Source organism: Leptospira ognonensis (genome assembly GCF_004770745.1).
Lineage (GTDB): Bacteria > Spirochaetota > Leptospiria > Leptospirales > Leptospiraceae > Leptospira_A > Leptospira_A ognonensis.
This window is the reverse complement of record NZ_RQGD01000046.1, coordinates 215,017-236,542: the sequence shown is the minus strand read 5'-3', so window position 1 is coordinate 236,542 and position 21,526 is coordinate 215,017. Positions and strand designations below refer to the sequence as shown.

Below are 21,526 nucleotides of genomic sequence, written 5' to 3'. Positions count from 1 at the left end.
TTATCGAATAAGGAAGAAAAAATGAATAATTATATTTTTGAAGCAGAAGGCAAAAGCAAATCAGAAGCCGAAGACTATACATTAGAAACGCTCAGACTCCAACCAGGGGACTTGAAATTTGAAGTTGTTGATTCGGGAAAGTCTGGTTTTCTAGGCATCACACAAAAGAAGCCTGCCGTAGTACGCGCATTTGTTGCAAATAAAGACATCCCTTCCGAAAAAATCATTCATGGTGTGATCTTAACCATCCTTCGCAAGATGGGGATCCCCGCGGAAGTGGTTGGTATGGGTGATGTGGATGGCAAGATCTATGTGGAACTTTCTAGCAAAGAATCTGGTCTCATCATCGGAAAGCGTGGTGGAACTTTAGATTCCCTTCAGTTCCTTGTCAATCTTATGGTAGACCCGCGTATCCGTCACAATCGTAAGATCGTGCTTGATATCGAATCGTACCGCGATAAAAGAGAGCTCTCTCTCATTCGATTGGCAAAATCTATCGCCGCGTCCGTAATCAAAACTGGTCGTTCTAAACTTCTTGATCCGATGAATCCTTTCGAGAGACGGATTGTGCACATGGCCATACAAGAAGACGACAGAGTGTTCACACGTTCGGAAGGAAATGGAACATTCAAACGAGTCCGTGTGATTTCAGCCAAGGACAAACATAAGTACAAAGACTTAGAAGATCCTTCCAAAAAAGGCCTCCCTGTTGAGGACTTTGCTGACGAAAGTGAACTTGATTGATACCATAGCCGCACTCTCTACTGCACAAGGACCTGGAGCGATTGGCATCCTCCGGGTATCTGGGAAGGAAACTCTTCCCATTGCCACCTCTCTCCTTTTTAAAAACAATACTCCTCTTACAGAAGACTACATTCGATCTAATCATCGCTCGGCGATCTTTTGTGATTTTATCTACCTAGAGAAGCCTATAGACCAAATTGTATTTTTGTTCTTCCAGGGACCAAACTCCTATACTGGAGAGGATCTTGGCGAGTTCCATCTCCATGGCAATCCCATCCTCCTCAAAAAAGCACTCCAGGCTATCTTTGCGACTGGGGCTCGGCCTGCGGTTCAGGGAGAGTTTACAAAACGGTCATTCCTGAATGGCAAGTCTAGTTTAACACAGGCGGAAGCCATCGGAAGACTGATCGAATCTCGTTCCAGATATGAGCTCGAGCTCGCACAAAAAAATGTTTTTGGCGAAATCTCCCAGCTGTCTTCAAAAATACGAAGCGATTTAATCTCTCTCAAAGCCGAATGCGAAGCTGAAATCGATTTTTCTACGGAAGATTTGACGTATGAAAGTTTAAGTCAGAGAAAAAATCGTATGATTTCCCTTAATGATCTCTGTAAAAAATTATTACTTAACTCGGAACGTGCAGAAACATTAATATTACAATCAACCGTTGTATTGTATGGTGCACCAAATACAGGTAAGTCGAGTCTTATGAATCTACTCATTGGACGAGACAGGTCGATCATTAGCGATCTGCCTGGAACAACGAGAGATTACATTGCCGAAGAAATTTCACTCGACGGCATTCCCATCCGGCTCGTAGACACGGCTGGAATCCGAGCTACGAGTGACTCCATTGAACGTATGGGAATCGAAAGGAGTGAAAGAGAAGCTGATTCGGCAAACCTCCGACTCATACTGATCGACGTCTCAGAGCCCATTCAAAAATCCGAATTTTTGAATGCTTATGGCGCTCGTCTGACAGGCTCCATCCTCGTGGCAAATAAGATCGATATCGCTCATCCTACGTGGAAAACAGAGGATTGGAAGGATCTTGATTCTAAATATCAATGTGAATTCGTATCCGTTTCCTGTAAGTCAAAAGAAGGTATCGAAGAACTCCTATTGAAACTGAAAGAAAAACTAAGTGAGACAGAGGCTGCAGATGATTTCATATTGCTCGAAGAAAGACAAGCCTTTCATATCCAAGCCATTCATAAGCATTTAACAGAAGCGATCACTTTGCTCGAAAGCCAAGCACCGGCAGAAATTTATATCCAAGAGATCAATTATGCTTTGAAAGAAATTGGTGAAGTCAATGGAAGAGTAGAAAATGAAGAAATTTTAGGCAGAATCTTTAGCAAGTTTTGTGTCGGAAAATAATCTCTCGATTGTAAAAAAATTCTATTGTCGAAAGAGCGAACAGAACGCAATGTGAGCAGATAATCATAAGAGGTCAGACAAATGAAAAAACTTTTAGCAATTCTAGCTATATTCTCTTTTACCACTTTCGGTGTTTTCGCGCAGGCAACTGAGGCAGATGAAGAGCCAACAATGCAAAACGAAGAAAAAGAAACCGTAAAACCTGAGAAAGAAAACAAAGGTAAAAAAGAAGAAAAAGCTAACAAAAACTCTAAAAAAGAGAAAAAAGCTAAGAAAGCAAAAAAGAAAAAGAAAAAATCTGCATAAGATTTTCGTTTCTGTAAAACCCCTGCATCGCCAGGGGTTTTTTGTTTTTTGGCGTATTTAGAAAGTTTATAAATAATCTAAAAGTTTCGCCTGAGCAATTTCTGCTTCCATCAAAGGTTTCTCTGCCTTAAGATATTTTAAGTATCTTTCAAGATTGGTTTTATCTGCTTCAAAATCGATTTCTTTCAATCGTTTATACAATTCCTTTTTCCATAATTTCATAGAAAATGAATATTTTTCGCGATCCATCATTCTTGTAATGCTTTCACCATTTTCACCATACACAAGTAAGTCGGCTCCAGCTCCGAGTAAAATCTCAATTGTTTCTGCTCCATCTCCGGATGCGGCAAGGAACAAGGCATTGTTACCTAAAAGATCCTTTTCTTCTAAGGGCAGTCCTATATTTAACAAGTATTCAACATCTTCGCTAATATTGCGTTCGGCGGCAATATGCAGTGCATTTTTTCCATCTTTGTCTTTTTGTTTTAGAAAATCTGGATGTGCATCTAGTGCGTCTGAGAGAAATCCCATATTGCCAGTAGCTACCGCTTCGAGGAAAAGAGTGTGCCCCTCTTCGTTTCGAATTTCCCAATCACTTGGCTGAATCAAATCTTCAAAACTTTTCCATAAATCTAGATCTGAAAACTGGATCAATTCATGAAAGATTGTATTGCCTTCTTTATTTTTTGACAATAAATGTTTAGAACTTTTCCAGATCTCCTTTAAAGAAACCATACTTTCCAAAAACTTTGTTTTGTTTTGCGAGAGTAGATCAAAAAATACCGAACCGCCTGTGCGGTAAGGAAAAAAAGGATCTGCCCCTTGTTTGATGGCGAATTGAAATAATTCCAGTGCGTCCATCTTAACGATCCAGGTCAAGGGCGTGGTACCATATTGGTCCCATTCATTTGGATCATTTCCCTCCGCTTGGTAGAGCTCCCATTCTTTGGTACTTCCTGATTTGGCTATATCTATAAAACTCAAAAAATGTTACCTACTTTTTTACCAATCTGGTCTTCTTGGGTCCACTTGTCGATTTTGAGATCACACCCTGCGATTTAATGCCTTTACTCTTTGACTCCATAATGGAATCGAAGCCTTTCTTCTTTTCAAAGAGAAAGTATTTTGGCGTAAAACCTTCCTTTGGCGGGATCTTACTCATTGCTCTTTCCGATAAGGCAGTGATGGTGAGACTGGGATTGACTCCTAGATTTACGGTGAGCATCGAGGCATCACAAACATATAGATTTTGGTATCCAAACACGCGGTTGTCAAAATCAATTACACCTTTGTCTTCGTTTTCGCCCACGATGCAACCACCCATAATGTGGCCAGTGACAGGAGCACTGAGTAATGTATCATTTAAAGAGCTCCTCGGTATTCCTCCGACGATCTCAGCAAGCTTTCTTGTAAAAGCATTTGCGATTGGAATGTACGTAGGTGTGGGCTCTCCCGTAGAAAGTGCAGAAGTCATGGTTTTCGTAAATGGCCACAAAAATCTTCGTTTTCTAACAAGCCTTACACTATTGTCTATCGTTTGCATGACCAGGATAATGATGGATTTTTGCGCAAATCCAAAAGGATTATGAGCTTTTAAAAAATAAAGGGGATGGCGTAACAGAGTCCACAGAAATTTTACAGGCCTCGGAAAGAATCCTCCTCCGTCAATCATGACACTCGCGAGCAATCCGAAAAAATCCGAACCTTTTGAATACCTAACAGGCTCTATATGTGTATTTTCATCAGGATGGACTGAAGATGTAATGGCAATCCCAGTCGAATAGTCTGCATTCTTATCAGATACGGTGACTGGGAGGACGGTTTCGCTATTGGTTCTGACAGTATCTCCAAGAACGGATGATAGGCGGATCAATTGGTCTTCTTGCTGCATTTTAAGAAGCAGACCTACCGTCCCCATTACACCTGCACTTAACACTACATTTTTTGCACGGAATGTTTTTTTAGGAAATCCAAACCATCCCGTTGTACTTTCTGTCGAAAGTTCATATCCGAACTCTCCTGTTGCCTCCGGATCGAGCATCCCTTTCTCATTCAAGGGTGTCAGTCGTATCACTTTTGTTTCAGGCAAGATTTTGGCACCTAGAGATTCGGCGAGGTAGAGGTAGTTTTTATCGAGTGTGTTTTTCGCATTGTGCCGACATCCCACCATGCAACCACCACAGAAATTACAAGGATCGCGATCGGGGCCCGCGCCTTCAAAGTATGGGTCTTTGGTTTTTGCTTTTGATTTTTCGTTCCCAAAATATATCCCTACGGGCGTTCTTTGGAAGGTGTTCTCTTTGCCAAATGTTTTTGCTGTTTCAAGTAACAATCGATCTGGTTCCCATAGCCGCGGGTTCTCATTTACACCTAACATATGACTCGCGATGGAATAATAAGGAAGTAGCGCCTTCTCCCCACCCATTTTGGAATAGGTCGGACTGTTAAAAAATTTCGATTTTGGAACATACAAAGTACATGCATATACAAGGGAGCCACCGCCCACCCCAGATCCACTCACGAGCAAAAAATCATTAAGTAAGTTGATTCGTTGGATTCCATAAAAGCCGAGTTTAGGCATCCATAAATATTTACGAAGCGACCAGTTCGTTTTTGGAAAATCTGTCGAAGTCCATCTTTTCCCCGATTCTATGACAAGAACACTATATCCTTTTTGAGCAAGCCTAAGTGCAGAAACACTTCCTCCGAAACCAGATCCAACAATAATGTAATCATAGTCATACGAGATTGAATGAGGAATTTTCTCTTGCATAGTTCGTTTTTCCTGAAGTGTGAGTTAATTCTTTAACTCTCCCGATTCTTCGTTTACTTCCCGTCTAAATCAAGACATTTTGTTTTTATCAGAGGATTTTCATGCCAGAAATCAAATCACCACTTCCACTATTAAAATCCGACGGTACTATTTTAGAAGAAGGTTGGGCTCGGGCACCCCATTGGCAGTACAACAGAGAGAATATCGCCGCGGGCAAATGGCGAATCAAAGAATGGGATTATTACTCTATCTTATCTCCGAGCCAAAACTTTGGAATTACATTCACTACGTGTGATCTAGGTTATATTGGTCTTTATGCCATCTGTTTTTTGGATTTTTCTAAGAGGTCGTTTTCTCAAATTGATACGATGACCTTTTTACCGCTTGGGACATCAGGATTTCCTGAAACCAGCCATGAAGGTAATATTTCATTTTCGGATTCTAAACTCAATATAGAAATCAGTATGAATGCCACAGAAAGAAAGATTCGATTTTCATCGCCTTCGATGATGACAAAAGATGGAAAGGCTGGGATGACAGGCGAAATCCGTCTAACTGAACCTAACAACTTAGAGTCGATGAACATTGCTACCTCCTGGAAAGAGAATCGAAAGGCATTCTATTATAACACAAAAATCAATTGTATGCCTGCCAAGGGCGGCTTTGAGTTCGGTGGAAAGATGTATCAATTTGATTCTACGACTGATATGGGTGCACTCGATTGGGGTAGGGGTGTTTGGACTTATAAAAACCGATGGTATTGGAGTTCTGCCTCTGGCTATGTAAATGGCATTCCCTTTGGTTTCAATTTAGGCTATGGATTTTCGGATCGTTCGCCAGCATCAGAAAATGTGATCCTCTATGATCACAAAATTCATAAACTGGATTTGGTCCATTTTGAAATCGACACGAATGATTACCTGAAGCCATGGAAATTCACGAGCAATGACGATCGACTCACGCTAGAATTTACTCCTAATGTAGATCGAAATTCAAGCCTGGATCTATTTTTTTTAAAATCCGTCCAACACCAAGTATTCGGAAAATTTAACGGTACAATCAAACTAGACGACGGCAAAACGATAGTCTTAAAAGACTTTTTCGGTTTTGCTGAAGATGTTTTAAATTGGTGGTAAAAGTTAAAGCGGTCTCTATTTTCGACCGCTTAATTTATAGTAGGCGCTAAAACTTGCAGGAATAAAGATCAAAGATCCGAATGTTCCAAAACCGAGACCCCAAGCCAAAGATAAGGTCATGGGTATGAGGAGAGGGTCTGATCCACCAATCGCGTAAGCGGTCGGAATCATACCCGCCATCGTGGTCATAGTTGTCACAAGGATCGGGCGAAATCTTTCCCTTGAGGCTTGGATGAGGGATCCATAAATTCCGGAGTTTTTATTTTGAAAGTCTTCGATGGTATCGACAAGAACAATGGAAGCATTTACAATCACACCCGCAAGTCCGATGATTCCAATCATAGCAAGGAAACTGAGAGCTTTTCCTGAAATCAAAAAGCCAAAGACGACTCCCACCAAACCCAAAGGTATCGATGAGATGATGAGTATCGGTTTTTTTAGACTATTAAATATAATGGCAAGGATCGCAAAGATTCCAAACATAGCGAGAAATCCAGCCTTCGCAAGCGAAGCCATGGATTTAGCTGTCTCCTCTTGTTCACCTCTAAATTTGATCTTATAGCCAGGATATTTTTTTCCTATGCTACCAAATTCGTTGATGATCTTCTCGTTCACAATATTTGAACTCGTCACCTTATCATCCACATCTGCAAGTACCGTGATCGCTTTTTCGTAATCGTTATGATAAAGGGCTTCTATTCCTTGCACAAGACTTCTTGTCGTAACAGCTGTAATCGGAGTGAGTAAACCAAATTTATTTGATATTTGTATCGCGTCTAAATCTTCAACCCCATCCCGATACTCATCACTATTTTGAATGACGATCTTGATTTCATCCTTTCCTTTTCTTAGATTGGAAGCTTCAATTCCTTCCATAGCCGTGCGCACATAGTAGGCCGCCGTTTCCGTATCTACACCCGTAATCGCAGAAGCCTGATCTTTAACACGTATTTGGATTTCGTCACGTCCTCTTTTGTAATCGTCCGTGATATTGATAACACCTGGTTCCTTTCTAAGAAATGCCTGCATCTCTTCTGAAATGACTTTTATTGTCTTATAGTCTCGACCTTCAATGGCAACGGTCACAGCTGCCCCTATGGGAGGTCCATTGACGACCAAATCTACCATCACAGAAGTTGCTTTAGGCAACATCTTTAATTCTGATTCAAGCTCTCCAAAGATTGTCTGTGCAGTCCTTTTCCTTTCCGTCTCAGGAACTAGAATAATTTGAGCCATTCCCAACTGCTCGCCAATCCTTGTTAGTGGGTCAGTAGGGTCTGTTTGTTGGATTCCTATTTTCAGAATCACACTTTGTACTTCTTCCTTAGGGATCCTTTTCAAGATCGTTTCAAAATAGCGAAGCTGATTTGCGGTTTCTTGCGCAGAGTAGTCTGGTGGAAATTCTGCTTTCACAAGAATATAATCTACACCTTCCTTCGGGAACAAATTGAAATTCATGATTCCTAGCAATCCGATGGAAGCTACAAAAATCAAAAAAATTGAGAAAAGAGTTATAAATGGTCGTTCAACAACCTTTGTGATAAAGTTTGTAAATCGATCTCGCATTCCATTGAAACCTGCCTCTAGCTTCTCTCTCACTTTTCCCCTTACGGAAGTATCCCTTCCCACTTTTTTTACACCAGCAAATTGGGAAAACCGTACGGGTAACAAGAAAAATGATTCAAACAAGGATAAGGTGAGAGATACAATTACCATAAATGGAATCTGCCAGATGAACTTTCCCATGATTCCCGTCATAAAAGCCATAGGCAAAAAAGCAGCAATGGTTGTAAGGTAAGAACCTATAATCGGAACAACGAGTTCACTTGCGCCGTGAACAGCAGCATCTTTATCATTCCATCCCTCTCCACGATATTTATATATATTTTCAGAAATAATGATACTATTATCAACTAACATCCCAAGCGAAATTATGATTCCTAGCATGGAAATCAAATTGAATGAAACATCAAAAACGGGAAAGGCTATCGTAGTCGCAAGTAACGTGAGAGGAAGTGACAAACTAGTGAGGATGGAATCTCGTAGGCTAAAAAATAATATCAGAACGAGTATGACGAGAGCTAAACCTTGTAAGGAATTACTTACAACAACATCCAATCTTTTAGTAGCACGCAATCCTTCATTATTCAACTCACTAAACTCAATGCTTGGAGGGAGTTGTTTCTTCAGCTCCGCGATTCTTGTTTGGACAGCATTTACGGTATCAATGATGTCTGCACTATCTTTCTTGATAATTTGTAAAACATAAGCTTCCGCACCGTTGGATATCGCAATGACTCTTGGTCTTTCATAGGTAGCTTGCATCGTTGCGATTTGAGATAATAATATAGCATTTCCCGTCTCGTTAGAACGAATAGGGATGTTTTTCAAATCATCTATTTCGCTGATCTCGCCAGTAACTCGAATATCCTCGGTTATGGGACGCAAAAAGGATCCCGCAGGTACACTTATATTTCTCTTCGAAATCGCGTTAAAGACATCGTTAAAGCCTAAGGTATAACGAGCTTTTAATTTTGGATCAACACGAATCCTCCACTCTTCTTTTCGTTTTCCAAACGTGTCAACTCTGGATACCCCTGAAACTTTGCGTAATTCATCCTCGATGAATCTTCCGGTATCCTGCAATTCCTTAGTGTCAGAAGCTCCGCTTATGGCTACCTCAAAGACTGGAAAATTGGAACTCTTTTGTTCTGTAACGATGGGCCGATCTTTTACTTGTGTCGGCAAATTAGTAACACGGTCTACAGCTCTTCGCAAATCGTTGACTACTTGATCTGGGTTATCGTGCTCTAAATCAATTTTAATGCTGATATCAGATTCAGAATTTCTGGAAATCGATCGAACAGAGTCAAGGCCTTCCACTTCTCTCAGCTTTTCTTCAATGGGAATAGTTATTTTTTTTTCCACATCGACGGGGCTTGCACCAGGATAAACAGTTAATACTCTCACCTGACGGAAGTTAACCCTAGGAAAAGCCTCTCTTTTCATCGATAAAACTGATATAATGCCAGCGAGAAAAAGGAAAACGAAAATGAGGTTCGCAACCAAAGGTCGGAACACGAAAAAATGTATAATTTTTCTCATAGAGTTTTAGTTAGACATACCTATAAATAGAAAAGTTTTAAGGACAAGTTTAAAGATTCTTATTTGAACTCTCTTCTTTTAAAATTGTGCGCATCACGTCAATAAAGACCTCGGGGTTTTGCGCGCCACTGACCGCGTATTTATTCTGGAAAATGAAGTAAGGAACTCCACTAATACCATTTTGGTGGTAGTAGCTAATTTCTTGACGTATTTCTTCTTTTCGCTTGTCGTCATCCCAAACTGTATCAAATGCAGCTTCATCTTTAAAAAAATCTTTTACCAACCCGAACACCACTGATTTTTGAGTTAAATCAAGACCATTTTCAAAATGCGCACGAAAGAAGATTTCTGCCACCTTATCCTGAGAAACCGCATCACCGAGAGAACCAATCAAAGCATGAAGGCGAAGCGTATTGACAGATTTCTCAATATCCTCAAATTTAAAATCGATTCCTAATTCGGAACCAATTTGCGTTAGTCGTTTCCAAGCGCCATCTAGTCCGCTCAAGGAGCCAAACTTTTCTACCAGGTGGTCTTTGTAATCGCGACCTTCTTCGGGTACTTCTGGAGAGAGCTGAAAAGGTCTCCATTGGATCTCTGCTTGGACTTCATCCTGCATCTTTCCAAGGGCAATTTCTAACTTTTTCTTTCCAACATAGCACCAGGGACAAACAACATCTGAAACAATATCAATCTTCATGGAATTTGGAGTGGCAGTCATAGAAACACCATGGATAGAGTGTCATATCTAACGATCAAAAAAATGAATCATACGACCTTTTCCAGAAAAAAATTTTTAAATCGGTCTTTTCAAATTGGTGTCCTGATTTCACTGGCTCCCCTTGGTAAATCCTTATTGGCTTTTTCTAGAGAAGACTCCGAATTCTACCGTAACGACCCGCTTGCCTTCGCAGACTCTATAGGGATCACTTCGAACATACAAAAAATAATTTTAAGCGCGATGCTTGCACCTAATTCGCATAATACGCAACCATGGAAAGTTAAAATCGAATCCGACACTTCTTTTTTATTGTATGGGGATACTGATCGAAGATTACCGCCTATAGATCCTATCAATCGTCAGTTTTATCATAGCCAAGGTACATTTTTAGAACTCGCCCGATTGGCGGCTGATTCTATGATGTTTGATGCCAAAATCACACTTTTTCCTTCGGGTATTCCTATTGAAAATCAAATGATTATGAAGCCGGTAGCAAAATTTGTAATCAGTCCGAAAGACAAATGCGTACATGATTTTCTTTTCTTATCCGTACCGAAGCGCCAGATGAATCGATCAATTTATTCAGGCGAGTTTATCTCAGAGGATGAAGTCATCAATCTAAAAAAATTAACGTTTGCTAGCTTTGTTGATTTAAAATTTGTATTAAAAGAAGAAAATATTAAAAATTATACCGATATTCTTCACCAAGCTTTTGTTACTGAGACAAATATAAAAGCAGCAAATGAAGTTTCTCGCGTTTGGTTTCGGACAGATACGAATGATATTTTTTCGAAACGTGATGGCATCACATTAGAAGGAAATGGTCTTTCAGGTCTGAAACTCTGGCTTGTTAAAAAATTCTTTATCGATTTATCACCTGAAGGTTGGCATAGTGAAACATCCAAGAAAGGTGGCAACGATATCGCAAAAGCTCAAATTGATTCTACAAAGGGTTTAGTCTTTTTCGTAACAGAAGGTAAAGATACTGCGGTAGAGTGGATAAAAACAGGTATGGATTTTATGAGATTTACTTTGGCGGTCGCTAATGAAAATTTAGCATTCCATACCATGAATCAGGCGTTAGAAGATTATCCAGAAAGCAATGTTTACCATAATATCTTAAGAGATAAATTGGGATTGAGTAAAAAATCACGGATCCAACTCATGGGTAGGATCGGTCGCAGCGACTTTTCTTTTGCCTCACCAAGAAGAGATATAAAAGAAATTTTAATCTAAGGATAATGAACAGGTGTCAGGTCTTCCCATGATGGTTTTCCGAAAAGATAACCTTGGTAGTACCTGATTCCGAAGTCCTGTAAGACTTTAAACTCTTCAAGGGTTTCGATGCCCTCGGCGATCACAGCGATATTTAATTCATTGCATGCCATCATGATTGATTTTACGATTACCTGAGTCACACGTTTCTTTTCAATATCTCGTATCAACTCCATATCCAGCTTTATGATATCTGGTTGAAATTTAGCGAGTAAATTTAATCCAGAATAACCTGCTCCAAAATCATCAATCGCAGTTAAGAAACCCATACTCTTATAGGATTTAAAAATGCTAATAACATGATCATGATCAGTGACGCGCTCTCCCTCTGTAATTTCAAAAATCAATTTATTTGCTGGAAAATTAAAGGTTTTACAAGCCTCGAAAGTAGTACGGATACATGATTCCGGTTTGTATATAGCGTTCGGTAAAAAATTAATATTTAAATAACTATCTACTTTCAATCGACTAGCAAGTTCAATAGCCTTGACCCGACAGGCTTGGTCAAATTGATATCGATTAACGTCTGTTACACGAGAAAGAATTTCATATGCAGATTCCTTATTGATTCCACGTACCAATGCTTCCTGAGAATAGACTGTTTTGTTTATCGTATCTATGATGGGTTGGTATGCCATAGTAAATTGAAAGTCTAGTCCAGCTCCATTTCGGCATTCGGAACAAGAATATTTTTTTGGTGAAAGCTCACCAGATATCATTTCCAGTTGGTCACTTGGGAAATTTTGATTCATCTACGTAACCTGTATCAAATTCTTACTATTTAGACAACTCAATCTTGAAATCAAATAGTACTAATTTACTCATGATAAAATTTTCAGGAGCTTGCTTACCAGATACCATGCCACCACAAGTAACTGCATACTTCCTAATATGTAAAGAATGGTATATGGCTTCGCGTGTATGGCTTTGAGAGAACCGAATCGAGCACCGATGAATCCTCCGATGGTCCCCACCAAGGCAAGTTCAATATGCAATTTACCTTGGGAGTATAAAAGAATGGAAGTTCCAAAGGAAGTGAAAAAAATTCCGAGAAACGAAGTCGCCACGGCCTCAACGGGCTCCATCTTAAAATAATATACGAATAATGGAACCGCTAAAAATCCTCCTCCGATGCCAAGAAGGGAGGAAGTCGCTCCGAATGCCACTCCCACACCCAACAAAAATAGTATCGATTTGAAAGTCATCGATGGAGGAGCAGACGTTTGTTCCTTCAAAACATCTTTGTCCCTTGAAAGGGAATGTAGCATTGCTTTCTGTTTTTTTCTCTTTGCCGAAATCAGATTCCAGACTCCAAGAATGCTTAGGAAAAAAGTAAATATAAACAGATAGGCCAGTTCAGAAACAGGCAATCCAAAAAACAATTTTCTACCGAATTCCGTTTCTTCGAAACGGCCAAATTTATAGGCCACCAATTGGGCACTGGGGATCGAAGTGAGAAGTAAAATAAAGCCTTCTTTAAATCTAACTTTTCGATTTTTAATATAAACAAGTAAACCAGAAAGAGAAGAAATGGGCATCTGAGCCAAGGAAACAGCGACCGCTTGTACCGCACTAAGATGAAAGAACGTATGGAAGAAAGGGGTATAAATAAAACCACCACCTATCCCCAGAAAGGAGGATAGGTAGCCGACAAAAAATCCAACAAGTAAAATAGAAAGGATACCTGGGTAAAATCCAAATACAAATTCATGAAAGATTTGAAAATCCAAGAACTTAACTTTTAGAAATACTCTTTGGCATCTTCAAAAAATGTATCAGTGATTCGTTCAAAAACTTCCTTTTCCGTCGCCGTTTCTCCGTTATACCAAATTCCCAAAATTAGAGGTAACCATTGGCCATAATTTCGGAACAGATGGTATTCATAAACTTTCACTGGTTTCCCATCCTTGTAAAGATGGTAAGCGATATCATAGCCATCCTGTTCTGACCAAGCAGGCAATAGAGTAGCTGTGACAGTAGACAAACCTAAAAATACCAGAGCAGGTTTGCTTGGACTGCGATAATCCACTTTTACATTCACCAAATAACCAGATTTAGGTACGTCCACGCCTTCAACTGTCGATTTAAAAGGAGTTTTCTTATCAAAATAATTTTTTAACGCTTCCCGACCGCCTAAATTGAACTGCGGAAAATTTGGAAGGTTATAAACGAACGCCGCATCCTTTACTTTCTCTCTCTCAGGAATCGGAAGCAACTTTGGGTAATCACGATAACTGATGATACAACCCGAAAATGTAAAAGACCATATAATTAAGAATATTATTTTTTTCATATATCAATGCTCCCTTTTAGTTTTGGCTGTGGTCGTGCAGGCCTTCTTCATCATGTCTTCTTTCAAGCTCATCGTAAATCTCCTGCTGGTCTTCATTAAAAAATAACTCGAAACCGACTCGCAAACAAACGGAATCTTCACCATCTTCTGACTCACCCGCAAGAATCATATTTAACACATAAAAGGTGTCCAGTTCTGATTCTTCAATAAATGCATCGGTCGCTTCCCATTCTCCAAATTCCTCATTATTTTCTTTGCGAAATGGAGTGAGAATCGTATCAAAATCTTCCGTAATATAATTGAACTGACCAGATTCACTATCAATCATAAAAATCACATGATGGCATCCTGGACCTTCTTCATCAAGTGGAGAGAGCACTTGTGTTCCACAAGCGGGGCAATGAATGCGGGGATCAATGGCACCAAATGGCCAGGTAATGTTTACTGTTTCAATCATAGCAATGGACTCCTAGGATCATCTTAATCGACCTCATTATTGATTCAACCCATTGCATGCAAAATTCAAATTTTTTCTTTCCCTTTCTGAGACAAGGAGATACTTGAACCATGGTCCGTAGCAATGAGTTCCACGACGCCTTTCATTCTTCTTTCCGCGAGTTTTTTGGAAATGAAACTGATTTGGAATGGGAAATCTATCACCTGACTTCCATTGATACATCCGACTCGTCTTGGATGACCTTCACGATCCGTAACCCCCTAGCTGGAAGATCACTCGTTTTTAGTTTTAATGAAACAGAAATTAAATTTCATGCCTTACTGAAAATCCAAGTGATCCCGGGTGAGGAGAATTGGAATTTAGATGTTTTGTTCGAAAGAAAAGGTTACACGCAAAAAGATGCTACAAACATTCTAAGTGAGTCTGGCGATTGGATGTTTCATAGTTTTGCCAGACATTATTTCGGCATCATTCTATCTTTCTGTCCTCGCATTTTGGAACCAGATTTTTTGATAGACTAACTTTCGCTATACGTTATTTGCTACTTAGATTTAACTATTCTAGTACGATTCCAGACATAGCCCCACAAAAAGAAAGTAGCATTAATATATGCATATAACATCAACACAACCATTTTTGATAATAGATAATATGCAAAAGAATAATTAACGCCCACATTTTTAAGTTTCAAATAATACTGAAATCCAAATGTCAGAGGTAACCAGAGTAAGGCGGCAAATGTAGCACCTGGTAAAGAATTTAATATCGGTGTCCTTTTACTCGAAGCATAGGAGTAAAAGAAACTAAACAAACTAACGATCACTAAAAACGTAATGATCGCTAGGAAAAATTCTGGATTTTTTCTAAAGATCCGAATTTTCCACGTTAAAAACAAAAATCTTTCAAGTAGATACAGTCCATAACTCGTATAAAAATAAACCAATATAAGAAGGACACTGACGAGCATCATTCTCAAACTCATCCATTGGGATTGCCAAAAACCGATTTTCACTCCTTCACTTGAGATCGTGCGAAGTGATTTGATGATAGCACCGAAGATCGTAAGGCTTGAAAAGAAGGAAAACAGTATACTGAATGCCAGGATCTTATAATTTTTAATCTTCGTTAGATTTTCTACGCTTTTCTCGATTGGTTGAAATATAGGCTCAGGTAGGATTTTACCAACTTGGTCGGTGAGAAGATTGATAGTTTTTGGATTTTCGATGAGTCCAATTAACGAAACAAAGACGACCATAAGTGGAAAGAGCGTTAATAGAAACGTAAAAGAAATCTCAGACGCAAGTCCGTGAAGATCCGACTCCCATACAATTCTAAAAAAATCCTTGAACCTCGCCATTCTGCGTCTCATTCTTCTACCAATTTTACAAATTCCCCAGATTAGGGAATATATTTCTCTTGCGAGCCAAGGTCGATCCATGAGCCTGGAGAAATCTCAGTGATGTACCTAAAAGGGGAAAACTTCTATGTCTGAAGAAAAAGAAAAGAAAAACAAGAAAATCGCGAAAATGACTATCGACGAAATCGATGCAGCGATTAAAAAATCAACCGAGTCAATGAACGGCAAATCTAGCCAATACATTCGACATTTAAACGAAAGAAAAGAGGAACTCTTAGCCAAGAAATAAGGTTAATTCTTCCAAAACTCCCGTAAGCGATCCTTGCGGGTTCACTTTCTCCCTTGATACAATTCATCCAAATCCACCAACACTTCGGTCCCAAAACTCTTTTTGAGGGTTTTAGCTGGCATATCAAACCGGGCTGTCGCGTTGCTCTTGTTGGGCCTAATGGTTCTGGCAAAACGACCCTATTCCAAATGGCTTCGGGAAAATTAAAACCGGAATCAGGTGAGGTCATTCGCTCCAAAAATACGCAGCTCTCCCTATTCCAACAAATTCCCGAATTTAATCCCGAGACAAAAGTTGTGGATACTGTTCTGGATGGAAATCATCTTTATAAAGATTATTCCGCCAAACGAGCGCTCATCGAGTCAAGATTCGAATCTACAGATTCGGATGCGCCCGAATTTGATACCTTACTCCATGACCAAAATGAATTGGAAGAATTTGCTCATACGCATGACCTACATGGTCTTGAAGCAAAGGCAAAAAAAATTCTTTCCGGTCTCGGATTTTCTGCATTAGATTTTGATCGTAAGACAAAAGAATTTTCACCAGGGTTTCATCACCGCATTGGTTTGGCCATTGCCCTACTCAACCCACACAATTTACTTTTACTTGATGAGCCCACAAACCATTTGGATGACAAAACCAAAGACTGGCTTGCTGATTTTCTAATTTCACAAAATCAAGCCTTCGTTCTTGTCACACACGACCCAGAGTTCTTAAATAAAACTGTTACGACAATCGTCGAATTGAATCCAAATGGTGTCTTTGAATTTGAAGGAACTTTGGAAGAATTTTTTGAAGCAAAAAATGAAATACAGGAAAAGTTAAAAGTCCAATTCGAAAAAGAAGAATCTTATTTAAAATCCAGGCTTGAATGGGTAGAAAGATTTCGCGCTCAGGCAACAAAGGCACGTCAGGTGCAATCTGTGATCAAGAGACTTGACAAACGAGATAAAGTAGAAAATCCCGAGGAATCTTTCTGGAACCAAAAACCTGATTACGAATTTCAATTCGTTCCCTCTAGTAACATCATTCTAAGATTGGAAAATGGATCATTCTCTTACCCTGACAAGATTTCTGGGATCAAAAAACAAATATTTTCTAACGCCGAAATTGAAGTTTCTGCTGGCGATAAAATCGCACTCGTAGGCCCTAACGGCGCGGGTAAGTCCACTCTTATGCGCTGTTTATTAGAAGAACATAAATTAGATGCGGGTTCACTTTATTATGGACCCAAAACAAAACTTGGATATTTTTCCCAGACACACGGAGAAGACTTGGATGAGAGCCTTAACCTTGTCCAAACAATTCAAAAGAAATATCCAGAACTCAGCGATGAAAGAGCAAGGACTCTTCTTGGACATTTTGCATTTCCTGGAGATGGAGTATTTAAGTCTGTCAAACATCTCTCAGGTGGAGAACAAAGTAGGCTTCGACTTTCCCTTCTAGTCCAACAACCGACAAATTGCTTATTTTTTGATGAACCGACAAATCACCTAGATATCGTTATACGAGAAGCATTAAAAAGAGCTTTGGCTGACTATCCTGGCTCGCTTTTGATCATCAGCCATGACCCCGATTTTCTAAAAGGCCTTTGTAACCGAACCTTCCAGCTTTCCTCGGGAATTCTGAAGAATCTCAATTGCAGTTTCGATGATTATTTAAAATTTCATAAGGAAGATGAGATTGAGGCCGCAGACAAAATTTCTAAAGAAAAGAAGACCGAACGGAAAGAAACAAGCACAGCCAGTAAAAATCGAAGAAAAAAACTCGAGAAAGAAATCCTAGAGATCGAAAACAAATTGGAAAGATTGGAAAAAAACCGAAAGGATAAAGAAGAGCTTCTGCAGGATCCAGAGTTCTTTAAAAACAGAAGTTTCCAATTAGAAATGGATACCTACAACGAAATCAAAAATGAGATTGCGAGTCTAACTTCTAGGTGGGAACTTGCGACCTTAGAGTTAGAAGAAATAGGCGGAGCGGTTTAGAAAATGATACCAGAAATTGATGTAAAAACCTTTAAAAAAAGATTAGATGCAAGAAAAGCAGGCAACGAGAGTTTTTTTGTCTTGGACGTTAGAAATCCAAACGAACAAGAAATCGCACTCATAGATGGTACAGATAAGCTAATTCCCGTTAACGAACTGGAAGATAGAATAGATGAGATCTTAGACCAAAAAGAAAATGAAATATTAGTCTATTGCAGGTCAGGCGGACGATCTGGAATGGCATGTGGTATTCTTGCACATGCGGGTTTTAAATCGTATAAAAATGTCGCGGGAGGAGTTTTGGCTTGGTCTGACCTCGTTGACCCGACCATGAAAAAGTATTAATTTTATGAAAAAGACAGATAACCTTCGTATATTGGAACAACACAGTCTCATCCCCCCTTCCGTGATCATGGAGGAATTTCCTCTCACCGACGCTGCATCGGATTTAGTCATTCGTACTAGATCTGAAATATCCGACCTTCTGCAGAGAAAAGAGGAACATCGTCTGCTTGTTGTCGTAGGCCCATGTTCGGTTCACGACACCAAAGCTGTCATCGAATATGCCGAAAAACTTAGACCCATGATTGACAAATATAAGAATGAGCTGCTTATTGTTATGCGAGTCTATTTCGAAAAGCCACGTACCACTGTCGGTTGGAAAGGTCTCATCAATGATCCAGATTTAGATGGATCCTTTCATATCAATAAGGGTTTGCAAACTGCAAGAAAACTTTTACTTGATTTGAACAATATGGGTGTTCCGTGTGGAACAGAGTTCTTAGATGTAATCTCTCCACAGTACGTTGCAGATTTGGTATCCTGGGGTGCGATTGGAGCACGAACAACCGAAAGCCAAGTACATAGAGAGCTAGCATCTGGACTCTCAGCCCCCATCGGTTTTAAAAATGGTACGGATGGTAACGTTCAAATCGCGATTGATGCACTACGGTCCGCAGGTTCTTCTCATCATTTTCTCTCTGTTACAACCCAAGGAAGTTCTGCTATTTTTAAAACAGCAGGGAATCCTGATACTCATGTCATTCTTCGCGGTCATAACAAAGGACCAAACTACGATGAGGCAACTGTCAATGAATTGGGGGAACAAATCGACAAAAACAAATTGCCTTCCAGACTCATGATTGACTGTTCTCATGGAAATAGCCAAAAGGATTTTCGTAAACAACCGATTGTAATCCAATCGGTCGCAGAACAAGTGGCAAAAGGATCAAAGTACATACTTGGAGTTATGATTGAAAGTCATTTGAAAGAGGGAAACCAATCGATCGATGCTAAACCGCTTGTATATGGGCAGTCGATCACAGATGCATGCGTTTCTTGGGAGACAACTGTTCCTATGCTAGATGCACTCACAGAGGCCGTAAAACAAAGGAAAAATCGATCTTAATTTTAAGTCAAAAATTTTGTGCCCCGAAGTTCCCAGACGGAAGGGAACTTCTTTAGATTTTAGAGACCTGGCACAAATCCTGCCGCTGCGATTGTCGAATCCGAACACTGACTTGTAGCAGCACTACAAGTATAGGTGTTAAAGCGAATGCCACTTTCTGTCACAGTCGTCAATCCGCCGATATCTCTGAATCCTAATTCGTTACAATTTTTCGCAGAGCTAAAACTCTTCCGAATTTCTGTATTTAAGGTTCCGCCGAGCATTGTCGTATTATTCATAAAATATTGATCTGCCGAGATCAAAAAAAATGTATCAAAACATATGCCTTTAAAGTTGGTGATATCGATTTTCTCAATCGTTGTTACCGAGATAATCGATGGATTTACATCACTTTGCCGAGAAAGGATCGAGACTAGCAATCCGCTATCAACTGGCTTTTTCTCAGGACCACAATTTACGAAGAGCGCGAAATTCAGAAGGAGTAGGAATAGTTTTGTCTGTTTTAACATAGCGTTTTCTCGTGACGTTACTCGTGTAAGTTGGCCATATTTTCTTTTGTCGCAACTCCGGTCCAAAAAGAACCTTGAAGTTGAAAATAAACAACATCATCACGAAGAGGTCGAGGCGAATTGTCTATCGGATCAAATCCCAGATGATTTTTGTACATTTGATAAAATAATTGAGCTTTAAATAAGTGACCATCTCCAAAAAAATTGAAGCCGAACCAGAGGGATTTGAATCGTTCTCTATCATCAATTTTTCCATCTAAGTTATAATCACCTCTCAAAAAATCTGCCCTAACAACAGGCATAATATAAAATTTACCAATAGGCATGTTGTAACCTAACGTAACTTGGGCTGTCCGATTTTGTTTAGAAGCTGAACCACTAAAAAATGTGGTTTGCCCGCTCAAATAAAAACCCTTCACCGTAAAGGTAAAATCATAGGTATGGGCTACAAGACCAAAGGAGGGACGTTGCGAAGTCGTTTGTGTATTTGAAGGTGTGTTCAATGCGTTCCCAGTCGAAGTATTGACGATGCCATTTCCATACGGCCCTGCTCCACCGAGTCCATACCCGTTATCTGGAGTCGTTTGGACCAGAAGTGCATTGATGGGTTCCACGCCTCGGATGCCAGGTTGGTTCGTTCCACCTATCCTTTGTGTCACGGCTAAGTTTTTTGTCTGCATGGCACCCATGCCTAGGGAAAGTTTCATCTCTCGTTGAAATATTTCCTCTCCTTCATACCAACCTTGGTCTTTTCCGTCTTTTACGAGTCCACCAAACGGATTGAATACTACCCTCCAGGTGTACATTGGCGATGTCAGAATAGGCTTTGTATTACTGTATGTATTGGTTGCATTTTGTGATCTGCCGACACCTTCAAGTCCTGATCCATGACCTCCATAAATTCCACCTTGAATTTCTAGATAGTGTTCCAATTTTTTATCAATTTCGATTAATGGTCGCAGGCGTAGAGTACCACCCATATCCATCTGCCAGACAATATTTGTTAAAAACGATCGTTCCACATTGATTAGATTGGCGGAGCTTTGCGCCCATTCTCTAGAGAAGGCCATGGACATTTGTCCCATTGTGATCCTGCTCCCAAGCCAAGGAAAGCTGACCCAAACATTGGCCTCCTGAAGTCCGCCGCGGTTGTCCTTGATCTGAACATCCCTTACATTTCCCAATGCATCCTTCTGTTGCACCGTATACGGTCGATTGCTTATGCCTTCCAGGCGCAGTTGAACGGCTGTCCCCCACCAAGTATCACCTTGGTAAACCAATCCTATGCGCGCTCGCCGGAGATTCCAATCGACGGCATTAAAATCACTATGTCCGTTCGACCAAATGGTATCTTTCTGGCCAGAGACACCTCGAAACTGAACTCGTCCGACGATGGTTAGCTTTTCTCCAATGGGATTCTGCGCTGTATTTGCAAATCCTGCGGGTAATGGTTCTTTTTGGTATTCCCGGTATTTTTCTATTTCTGCTTCTGATTTTAGGTTTCCGTCTTTATCTTTAACGGAACGAGGTAGAGGGACAAGTCTCACGCGGTTTGGACCAGGCTTCGTGAAGGTTTGACCAGTTGTCAAATCTTCATACAGTTCAGAATAGGATCTCGTTGCTTCCTGGGCTATAAGAATCCTTGGTAACCATAAGATTAGGAATAGGAGTTTAAACTTCGCAAATGTTTTAGTTTTCATTTCGTAAACAATCTAAACTCGATGCCATTGCACTCGCGTGAGCATGCACGAGGACAATTGATATAAACGAATATGTTAAATTCTGAT

The 21,526-nt window shown here is 40.0% G+C and carries 21 protein-coding genes; 10 read left to right on the top strand and 11 right to left on the bottom strand.

The window, feature by feature from the left end:
* Positions 1-21 precede the first annotated feature (21 nt).
* The 3 genes from jag to EHQ58_RS17295 all read left to right on the top strand — a co-directional run bounded on the left by jag (position 22) and on the right by EHQ58_RS17295 (position 2,428).
* Positions 22-744 carry an RNA-binding cell elongation regulator Jag/EloR gene (jag, locus tag EHQ58_RS17305; protein WP_135625241.1) on the top strand — a complete coding sequence of 241 codons (723 nt, stop codon included), beginning with the start codon at positions 22-24 and terminating at the stop codon, positions 742-744.
* Positions 737-2,122: a tRNA uridine-5-carboxymethylaminomethyl(34) synthesis GTPase MnmE gene (mnmE, locus tag EHQ58_RS17300; protein WP_135625480.1), complete on the top strand. Its 1,386-nt coding sequence runs from the start codon at positions 737-739 to the stop codon at positions 2,120-2,122. Before jag ends, mnmE begins: the two co-directional genes overlap by 8 nt.
* 81 nt (positions 2,123-2,203) lie before the next feature.
* Positions 2,204-2,428 carry a hypothetical protein gene (locus tag EHQ58_RS17295; protein ID WP_135625239.1) on the top strand — a complete coding sequence of 75 codons (225 nt, stop codon included), beginning with the start codon at positions 2,204-2,206 and terminating at the stop codon, positions 2,426-2,428.
* 66 nt (positions 2,429-2,494) lie between these two features.
* Here the strand turns inward: EHQ58_RS17295 and EHQ58_RS17290 are convergent, their stop codons facing one another.
* Together EHQ58_RS17290 and EHQ58_RS17285 are read right to left on the bottom strand one after the other, a co-directional pair.
* A complete protein-coding gene (locus EHQ58_RS17290) occupies positions 2,495-3,412 on the bottom strand; it encodes an ankyrin repeat domain-containing protein (RefSeq protein WP_135625237.1) in 918 nt (305 codons plus the stop codon).
* Between the two features lie 10 nt (positions 3,413-3,422).
* Positions 3,423-5,201: a GMC family oxidoreductase gene (locus EHQ58_RS17285; protein ID WP_135625235.1), complete on the bottom strand. Its 1,779-nt coding sequence runs from the start codon at positions 5,199-5,201 to the stop codon at positions 3,423-3,425.
* A 101-nt stretch (positions 5,202-5,302) separates the two neighbouring features.
* On the opposite strand from EHQ58_RS17285, the gene EHQ58_RS17280 reads away from it, so the two are divergent.
* Entirely contained in the window at positions 5,303-6,337 is a 1,035-nt protein-coding gene (locus EHQ58_RS17280) for a DUF2804 domain-containing protein (protein ID WP_135625233.1), read from the top strand.
* Positions 6,338-6,352: 15 nt separating this feature from the next.
* On the opposite strand, the gene EHQ58_RS17275 is transcribed toward EHQ58_RS17280, so the two are convergent.
* Together EHQ58_RS17275 and EHQ58_RS17270 are read right to left on the bottom strand one after the other, a co-directional pair.
* Positions 6,353-9,442: an efflux RND transporter permease subunit gene (locus EHQ58_RS17275; RefSeq protein WP_135625231.1), complete on the bottom strand. Its 3,090-nt coding sequence runs from the start codon at positions 9,440-9,442 to the stop codon at positions 6,353-6,355.
* Between the two features lie 49 nt (positions 9,443-9,491).
* Positions 9,492-10,163: a DsbA family oxidoreductase gene (locus EHQ58_RS17270; protein ID WP_135625229.1), complete on the bottom strand. Its 672-nt coding sequence runs from the start codon at positions 10,161-10,163 to the stop codon at positions 9,492-9,494.
* A 9-nt stretch (positions 10,164-10,172) separates the two neighbouring features.
* On the opposite strand from EHQ58_RS17270, the gene EHQ58_RS17265 reads away from it, so the two are divergent.
* Positions 10,173-11,399: an Acg family FMN-binding oxidoreductase gene (locus tag EHQ58_RS17265; protein WP_246047420.1), complete on the top strand. Its 1,227-nt coding sequence runs from the start codon at positions 10,173-10,175 to the stop codon at positions 11,397-11,399.
* Here EHQ58_RS17265 and EHQ58_RS17260 read toward each other — a convergent pair.
* The 4 genes from EHQ58_RS17260 to EHQ58_RS17245 form a co-directional block, all read right to left on the bottom strand.
* On the bottom strand, positions 11,396-12,190 hold the full coding sequence (locus EHQ58_RS17260; protein WP_246047419.1) for an EAL domain-containing protein: 795 nt from the start codon (positions 12,188-12,190) through the stop codon (positions 11,396-11,398). The genes EHQ58_RS17265 and EHQ58_RS17260 overlap by 4 nt on opposite strands.
* Before the next feature lie 69 nt (positions 12,191-12,259).
* Positions 12,260-13,168 (bottom strand): sulfite exporter TauE/SafE family protein, encoded by a 909-nt coding sequence (locus tag EHQ58_RS17255; RefSeq protein ID WP_135625227.1) that lies wholly within the window; start codon positions 13,166-13,168, stop codon positions 12,260-12,262.
* 11 nt (positions 13,169-13,179) lie between these two features.
* Positions 13,180-13,731, bottom strand: coding sequence for an LIC12231 family lipoprotein (locus EHQ58_RS17250; RefSeq protein WP_135625225.1), 552 nt, complete (start codon positions 13,729-13,731; stop codon positions 13,180-13,182).
* A 16-nt stretch (positions 13,732-13,747) separates the two neighbouring features.
* The gene (locus EHQ58_RS17245; protein WP_135625224.1) at positions 13,748-14,188 is read right to left on the bottom strand and encodes a hypothetical protein; all 441 of its coding nucleotides are present in this window, start codon (positions 14,186-14,188) and stop codon (positions 13,748-13,750) included.
* Positions 14,189-14,298: 110 nt separating this feature from the next.
* Here EHQ58_RS17245 and EHQ58_RS17240 point away from each other — a divergent pair, with 110 nt between their 5' ends.
* Positions 14,299-14,709, top strand: coding sequence for a hypothetical protein (locus EHQ58_RS17240; RefSeq protein WP_135625223.1), 411 nt, complete (start codon positions 14,299-14,301; stop codon positions 14,707-14,709).
* 20 nt (positions 14,710-14,729) lie between these two features.
* On the opposite strand, the gene EHQ58_RS17235 is transcribed toward EHQ58_RS17240, so the two are convergent.
* The gene (locus tag EHQ58_RS17235; RefSeq protein WP_246047418.1) at positions 14,730-15,557 is read right to left on the bottom strand and encodes a YihY/virulence factor BrkB family protein; all 828 of its coding nucleotides are present in this window, start codon (positions 15,555-15,557) and stop codon (positions 14,730-14,732) included.
* A 115-nt stretch (positions 15,558-15,672) separates the two neighbouring features.
* Between EHQ58_RS17235 and EHQ58_RS18800 the strand changes: the two genes are divergently transcribed.
* From EHQ58_RS18800 to EHQ58_RS17220, 4 genes are read left to right on the top strand one after another with little or no spacing between them, the layout of a single operon-like run.
* Positions 15,673-15,834, top strand: coding sequence for a hypothetical protein (locus tag EHQ58_RS18800; RefSeq protein ID WP_167883672.1), 162 nt, complete (start codon positions 15,673-15,675; stop codon positions 15,832-15,834).
* 53 nt (positions 15,835-15,887) lie between these two features.
* Complete coding sequence (locus tag EHQ58_RS17230) at positions 15,888-17,822, top strand: ABC-F family ATP-binding cassette domain-containing protein (RefSeq protein WP_135625221.1); 1,935 nt, start codon at positions 15,888-15,890, stop codon at positions 17,820-17,822.
* Between the two features lie 3 nt (positions 17,823-17,825).
* Complete coding sequence (locus EHQ58_RS17225) at positions 17,826-18,167, top strand: rhodanese-like domain-containing protein (RefSeq protein WP_135625219.1); 342 nt, start codon at positions 17,826-17,828, stop codon at positions 18,165-18,167.
* A gap of 4 nt (positions 18,168-18,171) precedes the next feature.
* Positions 18,172-19,230, top strand: coding sequence for a 3-deoxy-7-phosphoheptulonate synthase (locus tag EHQ58_RS17220; RefSeq protein WP_135625218.1), 1,059 nt, complete (start codon positions 18,172-18,174; stop codon positions 19,228-19,230).
* A 59-nt stretch (positions 19,231-19,289) separates the two neighbouring features.
* Here the strand turns inward: EHQ58_RS17220 and EHQ58_RS17215 are convergent, their stop codons facing one another.
* A complete protein-coding gene (locus EHQ58_RS17215) occupies positions 19,290-19,739 on the bottom strand; it encodes an LA_3150 family lipoprotein (protein WP_135625216.1) in 450 nt (149 codons plus the stop codon).
* A 17-nt stretch (positions 19,740-19,756) separates the two neighbouring features.
* Positions 19,757-21,439 (bottom strand): hypothetical protein, encoded by a 1,683-nt coding sequence (locus tag EHQ58_RS17210; protein ID WP_135625214.1) that lies wholly within the window; start codon positions 21,437-21,439, stop codon positions 19,757-19,759.
* Between the last annotated feature and the right edge of the window lie 87 nt (positions 21,440-21,526).